Annotated in this window: 15 protein-coding genes; all 15 read right to left on the bottom strand. The window is 41.9% G+C overall.

What is annotated here, in order from left to right:
- Positions 1-63: 63 nt before the first annotated feature.
- The 15 genes from ACJ9PY_RS00370 to ssuD all read right to left on the bottom strand — a co-directional run bounded on the left by ACJ9PY_RS00370 (position 64) and on the right by ssuD (position 14,093).
- A complete protein-coding gene (locus ACJ9PY_RS00370; protein WP_411739335.1) occupies positions 64-450 on the bottom strand; it encodes an FtsB family cell division protein in 387 nt (128 codons plus the stop codon).
- A gap of 13 nt (positions 451-463) precedes the next feature.
- Entirely contained in the window at positions 464-1,096 is a 633-nt protein-coding gene (yabQ, locus tag ACJ9PY_RS00365; RefSeq protein WP_063574547.1) for a spore cortex biosynthesis protein YabQ, read from the bottom strand.
- On the bottom strand, positions 1,093-1,401 hold the full coding sequence (yabP, locus tag ACJ9PY_RS00360) for a sporulation protein YabP (RefSeq protein ID WP_034316308.1): 309 nt from the start codon (positions 1,399-1,401) through the stop codon (positions 1,093-1,095). The genes yabQ and yabP overlap by 4 nt, the downstream gene beginning before the upstream one ends.
- A gap of 76 nt (positions 1,402-1,477) precedes the next feature.
- A complete protein-coding gene (locus tag ACJ9PY_RS00355) occupies positions 1,478-1,741 on the bottom strand; it encodes an RNA-binding S4 domain-containing protein (protein WP_034316386.1) in 264 nt (87 codons plus the stop codon).
- A gap of 23 nt (positions 1,742-1,764) precedes the next feature.
- Positions 1,765-3,237 (bottom strand): nucleoside triphosphate pyrophosphohydrolase, encoded by a 1,473-nt coding sequence (mazG, locus tag ACJ9PY_RS00350; RefSeq protein WP_411739334.1) that lies wholly within the window; start codon positions 3,235-3,237, stop codon positions 1,765-1,767.
- Complete coding sequence (locus tag ACJ9PY_RS00345) at positions 3,230-4,852, bottom strand: oligosaccharide flippase family protein (protein WP_411739333.1); 1,623 nt, start codon at positions 4,850-4,852, stop codon at positions 3,230-3,232. Before ACJ9PY_RS00345 ends, mazG begins: the two co-directional genes overlap by 8 nt.
- 177 nt (positions 4,853-5,029) lie before the next feature.
- A complete protein-coding gene (gene spoVT / locus ACJ9PY_RS00340) occupies positions 5,030-5,566 on the bottom strand; it encodes a stage V sporulation protein T (protein ID WP_063574550.1) in 537 nt (178 codons plus the stop codon).
- 187 nt (positions 5,567-5,753) lie between these two features.
- Complete coding sequence (gene mfd / locus ACJ9PY_RS00335; protein WP_096340991.1) at positions 5,754-9,290, bottom strand: transcription-repair coupling factor; 3,537 nt, start codon at positions 9,288-9,290, stop codon at positions 5,754-5,756.
- Entirely contained in the window at positions 9,253-9,432 is a 180-nt protein-coding gene (locus ACJ9PY_RS00330) for a hypothetical protein (RefSeq protein WP_063574552.1), read from the bottom strand. Before ACJ9PY_RS00330 ends, mfd begins: the two co-directional genes overlap by 38 nt.
- Before the next feature lie 12 nt (positions 9,433-9,444).
- A complete protein-coding gene (locus tag ACJ9PY_RS00325) occupies positions 9,445-9,675 on the bottom strand; it encodes an anti-sigma-F factor Fin family protein (protein ID WP_063574553.1) in 231 nt (76 codons plus the stop codon).
- 105 nt (positions 9,676-9,780) lie between these two features.
- Entirely contained in the window at positions 9,781-10,341 is a 561-nt protein-coding gene (pth, locus tag ACJ9PY_RS00320) for an aminoacyl-tRNA hydrolase (RefSeq protein WP_034316321.1), read from the bottom strand.
- Positions 10,342-10,603: 262 nt separating this feature from the next.
- Positions 10,604-11,242 (bottom strand): 50S ribosomal protein L25/general stress protein Ctc, encoded by a 639-nt coding sequence (locus tag ACJ9PY_RS00315; protein ID WP_057276499.1) that lies wholly within the window; start codon positions 11,240-11,242, stop codon positions 10,604-10,606.
- Between the two features lie 170 nt (positions 11,243-11,412).
- The gene (locus tag ACJ9PY_RS00310) at positions 11,413-12,165 is read right to left on the bottom strand and encodes an ATP-binding cassette domain-containing protein (protein ID WP_063574554.1); all 753 of its coding nucleotides are present in this window, start codon (positions 12,163-12,165) and stop codon (positions 11,413-11,415) included.
- A 13-nt stretch (positions 12,166-12,178) separates the two neighbouring features.
- Positions 12,179-12,952, bottom strand: a complete 774-nt coding sequence (gene ssuC, locus ACJ9PY_RS00305) for an aliphatic sulfonate ABC transporter permease SsuC (protein WP_411740219.1) — start codon at positions 12,950-12,952, stop codon at positions 12,179-12,181.
- A complete protein-coding gene (ssuD, locus tag ACJ9PY_RS00300) occupies positions 12,927-14,093 on the bottom strand; it encodes an FMNH2-dependent alkanesulfonate monooxygenase (RefSeq protein WP_063574555.1) in 1,167 nt (388 codons plus the stop codon). The genes ssuC and ssuD overlap by 26 nt, the downstream gene beginning before the upstream one ends.
- Positions 14,094-14,105: the final 12 nt, after the last annotated feature.

Here is a 14,105-nt window from a genome sequence, read left to right as displayed (position 1 = left end):
TAGAAATGTTAAAAAAATCTCTTCACCCTATATTATAACGAAAGTAAAAAAACAGTGTCAATATTAGTCACTATCTTCCTTCCCTTTTGGAAGGGTAAAAATGATTTCACCTTTTTCAGACAAGAAATAATCCCGTCTTGCTATTTTTGCTATATAGTCGTCATCATTAAGCTTTACGATTTCTTCTTTAAGAAGGGTCTCGTCTTTTTTCAATTCAGCTAACTTTCCCTTCAATTCTTGCTTTTGCTGAACTTTCTCATCCAGTGCAACATTTTGCGTTATGAGGGTGGAAATGGCAAAAATCAAAAAGACAGCGGCGAAAACTGAGTAAAGGGTTAATCTACGCATTAGACCACGCTTCTTTTTTTCTACGGTTTGTACTTTTTTCTCTTGTTGAGCGACGTAGGGATTTTCTATTTTTGCCACTTTCCTTTTACGCAGGCTACTCATTTTTTATCGCTCCTCATTTCTTTTTATTTCTCCATCCATTTAGCGTTCTAAATATAGAATTCTTTATTTTCAATAAAATACCTTTTCCTTTATTATAAAACTTCCCGACGTTTTTCGTAACAAAAACCGGCAATAAATTCCATATATAAGTCAGAATCCATTTTAATGGTCTCCAGAATATATTCAAAATAAAGAGAAGTATTTTCCCCGCCCATTTTAATAAGGCCAAAACGAACTTACCTATCCCGATGATGATGGCCAATATGGATACTATTACCCATTTTATCGGTAGAAATATCAGCATGTGAACCGAATTCGCTATAAATCTCGCCAACTTTATCACAAGTATTATCAAAAACTCCAAAAAACGTTGATAGAATCCTTTGAAAAGTGCTTGATAAGCTGAAAAACCGCATAATAAGGCCAAAAATAAATAGAAGCGAAACTCTCCCTCATTCACTAAAAACAAAACATAAAAAATAAGGAGACCCTGAATGATCCAGAAAAGGAAGTCATGGATGAATACAATCCACCTTTTCCTTTCTGAACGATTCAGGAACCGGCTATACGTATCCAGGGCAGCCCCAAAGCCACTGCCCATGCCTATCATCGCAAGCAACGTATAAAATTGGATCGTTAAGGTCATTTGAACAACTTGCCAAAGAATCCTTTAGCTTTCTCCCCTGATTGCTCATCTAAATAAACAAGGTCGAAAATCTTTCCCTTAATGGAAACGATGCCTTTATCAACATCCAAATTCTTCATTTGCAAGTTTTGGCCCCGGATAGATAAGAATCCCATTGACGTTTCGAGCAGAAACTCTTCATTATCAAAGCTTTCGACTTGTTTGACACCAGTAATATCAAGTAAACGGCGGCCTTTCATCGTTACATCATGCTCTTGGGTCGTTCCCTTTGTGTAACCAGCATTCGGATCAATATATTGGCTCATTTTATCATCCCTCACAGTACCACTGATTTTGTACAAGTGTATGTCCGTAAGAGTGGAATTAGAACCAAGCCTGTCCTTACTCCTCCGCTAGCTTTTCTTCCTTTACGATGGTATACATATCTGCAGCCGCTTCTTTTTTCGTCGTTTCTTGAATTTTATCGACACGTACCGTAACAAGCTTTTGACCGAATCTTACTGTCAGCTCATCGCCATCTTTTACATTCGAACTTGCTTTGGCCTGTTGTCCGTTAATCGTGATTCTCCCTTTATCCGCAACTTCTTTCGCAAGTGTGCGGCGCTTGATCAACCTTGAAACCTTTAGGAATTTATCCAATCTCATCGACATTCAAATCTCTCCCTTAATTAAAGTCCTTTTGCTTTTGCTTCATCCCAATATGAATCCAATTCTTCCAATGTATAATCCTCAAATTTTTTGTCTGCCCTTTGAATGCACTCTTCTATATATGTAAAACGCTGGTGGAATTTCTGGTTTGCTTTGTAGACGGCTTCTTCCGCTTGTATGTCATAATAACGTGAAATGTTGACAAGCGCAAAAAAGAGGTCGCCCAGCTCTGATTTTATTCTTTCGGTATCCCTGTTCGGACTTAATATTTCCTCTTCCAATTCCTGCACTTCTTCCCTGACCTTCTGCCAGGCTTCGGAAACCTCATCCCAATCAAATCCAACCTTCGCAGCCCTTTTTTGATACTCTTCGGCCCGAAGTAAGTTTGGCAGCGATTTCTCAATACCATCCAGTATGGATTTCAGAGCTTTTGATTCTCCCCCCTTTTCACCTTCTTTGATTTTTTGCCAGTTCACCAATACATCTTCCTCACCGTTCACTTCAACATCTCCAAATACATGAGGGTGGCGCCGAATCATTTTTGCCGTAATGCCTTCAATCACATCATCTATCGTGAACATGCCCTCATCTTCACCGATTTGTGAATGAAGCATCACCTGAAGCAGGACATCCCCAAGTTCACCAACCATACCCTCATCGTCACCTTCATCGATGGAATCAATCAGCTCATATGCTTCTTCTATTAGATATTTCTTCAAGCTTTCATGAGTTTGTTTCTTATCCCACGGACATCCGTCAGGACCTCTAAGTTCTGCGATGACCCGCCGCAGCTTAGAAAACTCCCTATACCGTAAAGCTTCATCTTTAACGGGCGGAACATAAACACTCGTCAAATTACTTAACTCCATCTGACGGTCGAGTTCGAAGAGGGCGCATTTTGTCACTTTTTCCTGACTGCTGCCTGCCGCAGTTACGATATATACCTCGTAGTCATCCGGAAGCTTTTCCATTAAAGTCAACTTCACATCGGATGCGCTGAATGCGTCATAAACCTGTCCGATTATCATATGCTGGGTAATGTGTAAATCATCCGGTGAAAGATCTGTACCATCCAACAACTGGAACCCTTCAATCGGATCGATTCTAACAGCCTGAAACAGGGGGTCAAGGAAACTTTGGCCGCCTTCGAGCTTAATGGCTATTCCAAGAGCCGGACCCTTTTCAAGCAAAAGCTGTACCGTTTTTTCCGCAACCATCGGATGCCCCGGAACTGCGTATAAAACGGAACGGTTCGAGGCCTCGTCTAATAATGTTTCGGCAATTTCTTCATATACGTCTTCAAATTGGTCGTGCTTTTCATATATCCCGTCAAACGCCGTGAAATTTATTCCTTCCCTTTTCAAATCCCCGATTACCGGATGATCAGCCGTTCTGACATAGCATTGTCCCGTTTGAATCAATTTTTTATAAATCCCTAGTGGAAGCTGCTCTAAATCCCCAGCACCAAGGCCTATTATCGTAATCTCATTCATGATTTCGTATACTCCTATTCGTTATTATTAATCGTTTAAGCTTTGAACCTGCAGGTATAAGTGAAAGTTCTTCTTCACCAAATAAGCCTGCACGAATGGCGGTCATCACAAACACGGCTGCACCGATCCCTACACCGGTCAAAGCTTGGACCGTAGCTAACAACCGGCTCTCGCCTGAGGTCATCCATTCGAATAAACAATTGAATAAAACAACCGCCGTACCCATGTACACCGTACTCTTCAAGATTATTAGCACATGTCGCTTTTCAATTAATGTCTTTTTGATATGTACTTTCAATACCACATAAAATAATACCGTCATGATCATATACGCAAGTACTGTTGCCGAGGCTGCCCCCGCGATTTTGTAATGCGGCACCAGGACAAGGTTCAAAGCCCACTTGCTGCCCACCCCCACAATCGTGATGATCACCGGCACGAACGAATGGCCTAAACTTTGAATCACTGCCGCTTCCGCCATTATGAGGGATGTGAATAAAATCGATAAAGAGAAAATTGCTAAAGTAATCGTCCCTTTAACATCAGTGAACAGCATATGATTGACAGGCTTCATCGTCACCACCAGCCCGATCGCAGCAGCGACCCCGATCGTCGCACTTACACGAAGCGCCAATTTGATCTTATTCAATAATTCAAATTGACTTTTACTCTGAACGAATCCGGATATGACAGGTACTAGCGCCAATGCAAAAGAATTAGCCACGACTGTACCCAGCTGAAGCAAAGGCTGTCCTCGATCATATACCCCTTTCCATTCTTTGGCTTCCCTTTCCCCCATCCCCGTTTCCCTTAGCAGGGAGTACAGGTGCAGTGAATCGACAAACTGAAACAAGATAAGGATCAAACCAGTAATGCAAAAGGCCAACCCTTGGAAAACCAAGGCTTTGGAAATTTTGATGAAATTCACCGGTTTGATTCTCATTCGTAAAAAAAGCTTCCATTCTTCTCTTAAAATAACGAAAGCAATAAGCAGTACCAGGCCAGTAATGCCGCCTGTTATCGAACCGAGGACCGCCCCCTTGCCGACAACGTAATCAGAGTAGCCCTGATGCACAAATATTGTGGAAAGGACCAGTATCGTCAATACCCGGATGCATTGTTCAGCGACCTGCGAACTTGCCGTCGGTAACATGTCGTTTATTCCTTGAAAATAGCCTCTTAATAGAGAAGAAATGGGCATTAATAAATAGGAATAGGCAACGATTCTCAGCAGACCGGCTAAATGCGGATCCTTCATCCATCCTGCAATCCAATCGGCGCCAAGGAATAGTGCAGCAAACATCATGACACTTATCGAACTTAAGACGACGAATGATGTCACCAATATATCCTTGACCGCAAAGTTATTTTTGGAAGACTCCCGTTCTGCAATAAGTTTGGATATGACTACCGGAAAGCCGATTGTCGATAATGTAAAAGCAACACCGTAGAAGGGATAAACCTGTTGATAGATATAAAACCCGATGTCACCCGCAATGTTCTGATATGGTATGCGATAGGCCGCGCTCAAAACTTTTACGATAATCGCTGCAGCGCTCAAAATCAGCGCACCTCGAAAAAGTTCATTTGATGTTTTATTAGGCTTTTCAGCCATTCTTTTTCCCCTTTTCACTCATATGTGGTAGTTATTATAGCATAATTCTATTGGTTATTTTTCAATCCCATCCATACTGTTAATTATTTTCCATATCCGTTTCTTTTTAGAAAGTGCAAAAAGGACAGCGCGAATGCTGCCCTTTCCATCTTTTAAGATATAAATGCATGTCCAAGGTTACTGTTCCATTTGTCTAGCTAGGAAGCTTGCTGCTGTTTCAACCGATTTCTGTTCCACTTCACCAATGGTGCTGTCTTTAGAGAAAATCAAGACGGCACCAATCGGGTCGCCACTCGCAATGATCGGAGCTGCAGTATAAGATTGGACCTCTTCATCATTGGAATCAACGAATGAGACTTGTCCGTTCGGAGACTCCAAAACAGGATTTCTTTCTTCCATGATTTTTTCCACTAGTTCACTAACGCTTTTGTTTAAGTATTCTTTTTTGGAGCCGCCAGCCACCGCAATGTAAGTATCCCTGTCACAAATCATAACTGGGTTTCCAAGGCTATCATATAGTGCTTCTGCATATTCCCTTGCAAAATCGCCTAATTCACTAATTGGAGAGTATTTCTTTAGGATGACTTCACCATCTCTATCCACGAATATTTCCAGTGGATCTCCTTCACGAATACGGAGTGTCCTGCGAATTTCCTTCGGGATGACGACTCTTCCTAAATCATCAATTCGGCGAACGATACCAGTTGCTTTCATCTAATGTTGCCTCACTTTCATCTAATTGATTTGATAAATCCTCATTTTGTAGCAAAATCATCACCAGCTATTGTACTTAGTATTTTTCTAATGGTAAGTTCTATGCACTTTGAAAAAATTTTTCTTTTTGTTGCATTTTTTTACCATGGTACCTAAAAAAATTTCTTCAAGAGGACAATCATCAATTCTAGTTTTTAGTGGCTTGCGTCTCTTTTTTTACATACTGTAAACCCTTGGCCATCTCAAATAAGATATTGAGCCATTTGCTTTGTTCCACGCCTTTTATGTGCAGGACCAGCTTCATTCGATTGCCGTCCATGCCGAAGCCCACCATACGGCCATACTTCGATCCCAGCTCGAACACTTTTTGTCCATCCACATCGCTGCTGACCTTTTCCCTAAGGAGAATGCTGATTTCCTGCTTTAATTGTTTAATGCTTTCAATTCCGGCCTTTTCAGCATATACCTTCATTTCGGCAATCATGAATAAATAGGAAACCTCTTCTGGATACTCTCCGAAACGATCGATCATTTCATCCTGTAATTCTTCCACTTCTTCAAGTGAAGCGATACCTCTGAACCTTTTATACATTTCTATTTTCTGATGTCCATCCATTATGTAGGCATCAGGGATATAAGCATCCACTTCAACGTCAATTTCCAGTGTGTTCTTCTCTTCAGCTGGTTGGTCATTGCGTTTCGCATCCACCGCTTCTTTCAGCATTTGTGAATACAGATCAAAACCAACCGAATCGATGAAGCCATGTTGTTGAGCCCCTAGAATGTTTCCAGCTCCCCTGATGGATAAATCACGCATCGCGATTTTGAACCCTGAACCCAATTCTGTAAATTCCTTAATGGATTGAAGACGCTTTTCTGCCACTTCCGTCAACACTTTATCTTTCCTATAAGTGAAGAATGCATATGCCACCCGATTGGATCGACCTACACGGCCACGCAGCTGATAGAGCTGTGAAAGTCCCATTCTATCCGCTTCATTCACGATAAGCGTATTTACATTCGGGATATCAACACCCGTTTCTATAATGGTTGTACTTACCAAAACATCATATTCGCCTTCCAAAAAGCCGAACATGACGGCTTCCAGTTCTTGCTCTGTCATTTGCCCATGAGCATAGGTAACACGGGCATCGGGCACAAGCATGGAAATTTCTTCTGCTTTTCTTGCTATATCCTCTACCCGATTGTAAAGGAAATAAACCTGACCGCCCCTGGCCAATTCCCGTTCTATCGCTTCCGTTACCAATGAGCCATTATACTCCATGACATAAGTTTGGATCGGAAACCGGTTCTCAGGCGGAGTTTCGATGACGGACAGATCCCTCACGCCCAACATCGACATATGAAGGGTCCTCGGAATCGGTGTCGCAGTCAAAGTCAGTACATCCACATTAGTTTTTAACCGTTTGATCTTTTCCTTATGTGTAACGCCAAAGCGCTGTTCTTCATCAATGATAAGCAATCCCAAATCGCGGTACACGATATCTTTGGATAAAATCCTATGCGTGCCAACCACAATATCCACCGTGCCGGCCTTCAATCCTTTTATCGTCTCCGTTTGCTGCTTTTTAGTCCGGAAGCGGCTCATATGGCCAATCGAAATCGGATAATCCTGAAAACGCTCCCTTAATGTTTCATAATGCTGCTGGGCAAGGATTGTGGTCGGAACTAGAAACGCAACCTGCTTCCCATCCATTATGGCTTTAAAAGCGGCCCGGATCGCCACCTCTGTCTTCCCATAACCAACATCGCCGCATAATAAACGATCCATCGGCCGTTCCCGTTCCATATCCTTTTTGATTTCGACTATGGAACGTAATTGATCTTCCGTTTCGTTATAAGCGAATGATGTTTCGAATTCCCTCTGCATATCACCATCAGGTGAAAAGGCATAGCCCTTTGCCGCTTCTCTTTCTGCGTATAACTTGATTAAATCATCGGCAATGTTCTCAACGGATGATTGAACCTTGCTTTTGACACGTTTCCATTCCGTACCGCCTAGCTTATAAAGCTTCGGCTCTTTTCCTTCAGAACCGACATATTTTTGGACAAGATCAATTTGGTCGACAGGAACATACAATTTGTCATCCGCTTGATAACGAATATTCAGGTAATCTTTATGGACCCCATTTATTGTAAGGGTTTCAATACCCAAGTATTTACCGATACCGTGGTTAACATGAACGACATAGTCACCGATCTTCAGTTCGGAATAACTCTTGATTCGTTCTGCATTCGATAGTTTCTGTCTCCGTACCGATTTCTTTGACTTCTTATTAAACAATTCCGTTTCCGTGATGATACTGAATTTTTGCATAGGCAATTCAAAGCCGCTGTTCAGGCTGCCGCGTAAAATCTGTACTTTACCTGGAAGGATGCTGTCAGCATTAAACAGTTCTGCTGCCTCTATATCATAGTCGGCTAAAACCGAATGCAGCTTTTTTACCCGTTCTTCATCCTGTCCAAGTATGACGACTGTATATTTTCCTTTTTTCCAACGTTCCAGTTCAGCTTTGAACACATTCATCTGTCCATGGAAATTTTGCATTTGTTTACTGGCAAAATTCAGGATATTCTGAGGATTCGTATGCGGTACATGCCGTAAAAACAATGAAAGGTATACAAACGGCCTGCTGGATTTCATTATTAATTCTTGCATGGGATGAGCCAATTTAATGTCATGGATAATTTGTCCCTGACTTAAAAGGTCCGTGTACCAACCAGCCTCTTCCTTTTCCAAAGAATCATTGATTTCCTGGATTCTACTGATTTCATCTAAGAAAACTAAACCATTTACCGGTAAATAATCTATTAAACTAGCTGGATCTTCATACGCTAAACTTAAGTATTTAAAGATTTTGTCGGGTATATCCCCCATTTTCAGCTGTTCAAGTTCATAACTGATCGTTTGGACCAGCTGTTCCTTGGTTTTCTCGTCCTTAAGTTTCTTCAAGCTTTTACTTAATCCGCTCTCGAGCCTAGTTATGATTCTTTCGATATGCTCCGTCTCTAGCAAAGCCTCACTGACGGGACCGATCGTCACTTTCTTGAGTTTTTCGATGGATCGCTGATCTTCACTTGAAAAAGTCCTTATTGAATCTATTTCGGTATCGAATAATTCAATTCGTATTGGATTAGGTTCGGTAATCGGGTAAATATCGATGATACCGCCCCTGATACTGAATTCACCTGGAGAAGCAACCATTTCAGACCGGTTATAACCCATGGCAATGAATTTATTAAGCGTTGGTTCAAGCTCGATGTCTTCCCCTAGATTAAACGCTAGCTGATGCCTCTTCCAAATATCCTTTGGAGGAAGCACACGACGCACCCCAGGAATCGGGGCAATGACAATCCCTTTCTTTCCCTCTGCCCAAAAATTCAATGCCTCAACACGTTGGGCCCTTAATTCCGGGCTTGCAACACTCAAATCAGCCGCAATCAATTCATTGGCTGGATATATATATAATTCTTCCTCAGGAATGAAACTTGATAAGTCCTCATGGAATTTTTGTGCTTGCAATAAATTATGGGTAACCAATAAAATAGGCCTATTCGTCTTTTCATATACGGAAGCAAGCAATAGCGATCTCGAGGAACCTGTGAGACCAGAGACGATTTGCTCCTTAAGCCCTTCATCGATGCCGGCTATTAACGAATGAACATCATCTTGTTTGGAGAACAAGTTCTGCAATCCATTCATTTTCTTTCCCCCCTCTCTTTAACGTGCGAAAAACCATTTGCTGTATTTGAACTTGGCCATCACCAAGATCCTCTTTATTAACGGCAACTTTTATTGCCCTGGTATTCCAGACAAACGGAAAAATGCTTTGGATTTTGTCCAAAGCCCTCTCCCGCTAATGAATAATATAATCGTTTTCATATAAATCAGGGTTTCTTTGCAGCGTTTCATGGCAATCTTCACATATCGCCCTTACATGCATATCCCCTTCAGAATCATAAACGATCATCTCTTGTCGCTCTTCATCGGTAAGTTGATTAAAACCTAACTGCTCCGTACTCAGTGAGTGTGCCTCGATTGAGCCCAGCTTAGTTCCGCAATGTCGGCATCGATAATGGAGAGCCATTTGGTAACCCCCTATTTTTGTAATAGTGTTAGTATGTACAAAAGTAGAGGGTTTTTATTCAGCGAAACAGGAAGATATTATTCTTTACTTATATCTACTCTCTGCTTATTGGTTATATTCGTTCATGACCTGTATAAATGGTTTTTCCAACCAGGCTTCACATGATGCTGCGCTTTTTTCGATCGTTGCTCCGACATGATCCCATTCTTCAGGCGAAAAACGCCCTAATACATAGTCAGATACCGGAATGCGGCCAATCGGGCGGCCAATGCCTATTCTGATTCGATTGAATTCCTGTGTACCCAAATGGGCAATTGAAGATTTTATCCCGTTATGACCGCCTGCACTTCCTTTTTGACGAAGGCGAAGCTTTCCTGGAGGCAAATCAAGGTCATCATATATTATGACCACATCCGCGATATCCACCTTAAAGAAATGCATGACAGCCGAAATGGATTCTCCTGACAAATTCATATAGGTTAAAGGTTTAAGCAATAAAACTTTTTCTCCCTTTACCATTCCTGAACCATATATCCCCTTATGTTTTGCTTGATCAAGAGGGATCGACCATCTCCTGGATAACTCATCTATTACTTCAAAACCGACGTTATGCCGGGTTTTTTCATATTGTTTACCGGGGTTCCCTAACCCTACAATAATTTTCATGATTCACACTCCGTCATTACGGTTATTTAGGGAGTTACACTGGGACGAAGTTTTTCCAAGATCCATCGACCTTAGAAAAATAGTACCCTAATTTCAAGCTGGACTGCAAGCGACCGGAGAACTAATTAGGTAAAATCCAAATTAAAGGATTCCATTACGAAAAAATCTGTCCGATTTAAATGGATGCATCCAGAGATTGAAAAGACGTAACTCGTTAAGAGCTACGCCTATTATAACACGATTCACTTGTTTAATCCCGGCATCATGACTCTGGTGATGCCTTGGTTTCCCTGCCTTCTTCATTTTCAGGGATACCGCCATCCTGCTGTTCACCTGTACTTATTTCCTCTTCCTGGCGAGGAGCCAAAACAGATGCAACAACTTCTTCACCATCGTGGCCGATTGTAACTTGCTTATTCGTTTGGATATCCGATATGTAGATTGTATCCCCTACCTGAAGTTCGGTAACGTCAACATCGATGGAGTCAGGAATGTCATTAGGTTTAGCCGTGACCGTCACTTCATGAAGAGACTGCTGGAGGACCCCACCGTCTTTCACGCCTTTACACACACCGACAAGATTGATGCGAACTTGTGCCTGTAATTGAGCGGACATATCCACAATTAAAAAGTCTGCATGATAAATGGAGTTTTTTAGTGGATCCTTTTGATAATCGGAGAGCATGACTTCATAACTCTTACCTTCCAAGTCCAGAGAAATGATCCCATTACGGCCTATTTCCTTGATTGTCTTTTGAAGCTCGATATTATTGACGGAAATGGCCGTACTGTCATTTTTATTGCCATATACTATCGCTGGGATTTCGCCGCTTTCCCTCAAATTCCTTAAATTAGAGTGTTTTGAATCCGTACGTTCTTTTGCAGCTAATATATTACTCATACATCCTCCGCCTTCCTAATATGAATTACAAGTTTCTCTATATTTAACATTTCCCTAAATGGTGAATCATTAAACATGAAAGGTAAAATCCGACGGGAGCAAGAAGGCGATAAACATATGGTAAACTTAGGAATTCCCTGCAAAATCTTTTTTCATTCTTTTTCTCTAATTCAAGCGTGAATCGCTTTTTTTTCCATTTCCCCCTCAACTTGCATCACTCGGTCAAGGATTTGGGCTGCTAGTGATGAGTATTGAATACTATCCTTTTTCCGTGGTCTCGGCAGATTGATTTCCTTATTCATGACGACTTTACCTTCTTCGATTAATATGACACGGTCGGCAAGCATTACAGCTTCTTCAACATCATGTGTAACGAGTAAGGCAGTAAAGTCCCTTTTTCTCCATAGTTCTTCAATCAGCCTTTGCATGCCAATCCTCGTTAAAGCATCCAATGCCCCTAGCGGCTCATCCAAGAGGAGAATGTCAGGTTGGTTCACCAATGCCCTCGCTAATGCAACCCTTTGTTTTTGCCCCCCAGATAAAACGGACGGCCAATCATTTGCTCGATCTGCAAGGCCCACTTGCTCGAGTAATTCCATAGCGTTTGATTTCCAATCCCCTTTCAAGCCTACGCCAATATTTTGAAGGATTTTTTTCCAAGGAAAAAGCCTGCCATCCTGAAACATCGTACGTGATGATTTATTTAGCCCATTCAATGGTTTTCCATTCACCAGTATCTGCCCGCCCGTCGGCCTTTCCAGTCCTGCCACAAGACGAAGCAAGGTGCTCTTTCCACATCCACTCTTACCGACAATGGCTATGAATTCTCCCTTTTTAAATGTCAGGTCCAGCCCCTTTAATACTTCAAACTCCCCAAAATCCTTTCTTACACCCTGCAACTCCAACGAATTTCCATTTTTCATGTTAATGACCTCCTCATTGGTATGACGGATGCCATTTTAAGCATCTTTTTTCAATTAATTTGGCCGCAACGTCCGATATTTTGCCTAATAAGGCATATAAGAGAATACTAAGAACAACAATATCCATCCTCATGAATTCACGGGCATTCATAGCCATATATCCAATTCCGGAATTAGCGGATATTGTTTCTGCGACGATTAATGTGACCCACATGATTCCAAGGGAGAAGCGGATACCCACCAAAATGGATGGAAAGGCCGCAGGGAGAATCACATTCCAGAATAAAGAAAAACCACTTAACCCATAAACCCTCGCCGTTTCGATTAATCCCTTATCCACCGATTTCACACCATGAAATGTATTTAAATAGATAGGAAATAGAACCCCTAAAGCGACAAGGAAGATTTTCGCTTCTTCTTCTATACCAAACCATAGAATCACGAGCGGTATTAAAGCTAAATGCGGAATATTACGCAACATCTGAAGCGAGGTATCGAATAAGGTTTCAGCAATGGATGATAATCCATTTAATAAACCTAGTACAAAACCAATGATTCCGCCTATTAAAAAGCCGATGAAGGCTCGCTGAGCACTGATACCGATATAATCAATAAGTTCACCCGTCCCCAATAAAGCAACACCTGCTTGAAACACTTCAGTCGGGGCAGGCAATATCCGATCCGATAAAATTCCCCACAAGGACAGCAGCTGCCAAGTTACCAAAAGGAGAATGGGCACAATCCATGATATGAGGTACAAACTATTGAACTTTTTGTTTAACTTCATCTTCAATTTCACTTCCTTTTGTAGGGTAGTGGTCATTAGCCAATATTTCCCCGAATGGGCTCGTAGCTTTTGAAACGGGTCCTTGCAGCCTTTCAACAGGGAGTAAGGGGAATAATAATTCCGCAACTCTATACGCTTCTTCAAGATGAGGGTATCCAGATAAAACAAAGGATTCTATACCGATTTCTTCATATTCCTTCATTCTGGCAGCAACATTTTCTGCACTCCCTACTAGTGCCGTACCGGCGCCCCCGCGCACTAGACCAACACCCGCCCATAAGTTTGGACTGATTTCGAGTGAATCCCTGCTTCCTTTATGAAGTTGCGACATCCTCTTCTGACCCACTGAATCAAATCGTTCAAAAATCTTTTGTGAATTTTCAATCATTTCATCATCCACATATTTAATGAGTTCGTCCGCTGCCTGCCAAGCTTCTTCTTCCGTTTCTCTTACAATGACATGCATTCGTATGCCAAATCTGACCTCACGTCCATATTCTGCTGCCTTTTTACGCACCTTTTCAATTTTCTCAGCCACTTGCACCACGGGCTCACCCCAAGTCAAGTACACATCTATATGCTTTCCTGATATATCGATGGCCGGGTCGGAAGAACCTCCGAAATAGAGTGGTGGATACGGTTTTTGTACAGGCGGCAACAGGATATTCCCGCCCTCAACCTTTAGGTGCTTCCCTTCAAAGTCCACTTTATCCCCGGACATTTCCTTTCTCCAGATATCAAGGAATTCATCTGTTTGCCCATACCGTTCCTTATGATTCAGAAATACGCCATCACCTGCCAATTCGACCGGGTCCCCCCCAGTTACAACATTGATCAAAAGACGGCCATTCGACAACCTGTCGAAGCTTGAAGCCATACGCGCAGCCAAGGTTGGCGACATTAAACCTGGACGGATAGCAACTAAAAATTTCATTCTTTCCGTTGCAGAAATCAATGAAGAACCAACTACCCAAGCATCCTCACAGGATCGTCCCGTTGGAAGCAAAGCCCCTTCAAATCCCAAATGATCAACCGCCTGTGCAATTTGTTTTAAATAAGGAAGTGTAATCGCTCTCCCTCCCTTTGTCGATCCTAAATAGCGACTTTCCCCATGTGATGGCAAAAACCAAAATACTTTCATTTTATTTCCCCC

The sequence above is a fragment of the Peribacillus sp. S4 genome (genome assembly GCF_046715815.1).
GTDB classification, from domain to species: domain Bacteria; phylum Bacillota; class Bacilli; order Bacillales; family DSM-1321; genus Peribacillus; species Peribacillus frigoritolerans.
Note: the sequence above shows the minus strand (reverse complement) of the source record. Positions and strands in the feature narration are given on the sequence as shown.

Excerpts from the sequence above, each read along its gene's own strand:
- spoVT (WP_063574550.1), bottom strand. The coding sequence starts at position 5,566 with ATGAAAGCAACTGGTATCGTTCGCCGAATTGATGATTTAGGAAGAGTC.
- yabP (WP_034316308.1), bottom strand. The coding sequence starts at position 1,401 with ATGAGCCAATATATTGATCCGAATGCTGGTTACACAAAGGGAACGACC.
- ACJ9PY_RS00345 (WP_411739333.1), bottom strand. The coding sequence starts at position 4,852 with ATGGCTGAAAAGCCTAATAAAACATCAAATGAACTTTTTCGAGGTGCG.
- ACJ9PY_RS00355 (WP_034316386.1), bottom strand. The coding sequence starts at position 1,741 with ATGAGATTGGATAAATTCCTAAAGGTTTCAAGGTTGATCAAGCGCCGC.
- mfd (WP_096340991.1), bottom strand. The coding sequence starts at position 9,290 with ATGAATGGATTGCAGAACTTGTTCTCCAAACAAGATGATGTTCATTCG.
- pth (WP_034316321.1), bottom strand. The coding sequence starts at position 10,341 with ATGAAAATTATTGTAGGGTTAGGGAACCCCGGTAAACAATATGAAAAA.
- yabQ (WP_063574547.1), bottom strand. The coding sequence starts at position 1,096 with ATGACCTTAACGATCCAATTTTATACGTTGCTTGCGATGATAGGCATG.
- ACJ9PY_RS00370 (WP_411739335.1), bottom strand. The coding sequence starts at position 450 with ATGAGTAGCCTGCGTAAAAGGAAAGTGGCAAAAATAGAAAATCCCTAC.
- ssuC (WP_411740219.1), bottom strand. The coding sequence starts at position 12,952 with ATGAAGTTAAACAAAAAGTTCAATAGTTTGTACCTCATATCATGGATT.
- ACJ9PY_RS00315 (WP_057276499.1), bottom strand. The coding sequence starts at position 11,242 with ATGAGTAATATATTAGCTGCAAAAGAACGTACGGATTCAAAACACTCT.
- mazG (WP_411739334.1), bottom strand. The coding sequence starts at position 3,237 with ATGAATGAGATTACGATAATAGGCCTTGGTGCTGGGGATTTAGAGCAG.
- ACJ9PY_RS00310 (WP_063574554.1), bottom strand. The coding sequence starts at position 12,165 with ATGAAAAATGGAAATTCGTTGGAGTTGCAGGGTGTAAGAAAGGATTTT.
- ssuD (WP_063574555.1), bottom strand. The coding sequence starts at position 14,093 with ATGAAAGTATTTTGGTTTTTGCCATCACATGGGGAAAGTCGCTATTTA.
- ACJ9PY_RS00325 (WP_063574553.1), bottom strand. The coding sequence starts at position 9,675 with ATGGCTCTCCATTATCGATGCCGACATTGCGGAACTAAGCTGGGCTCA.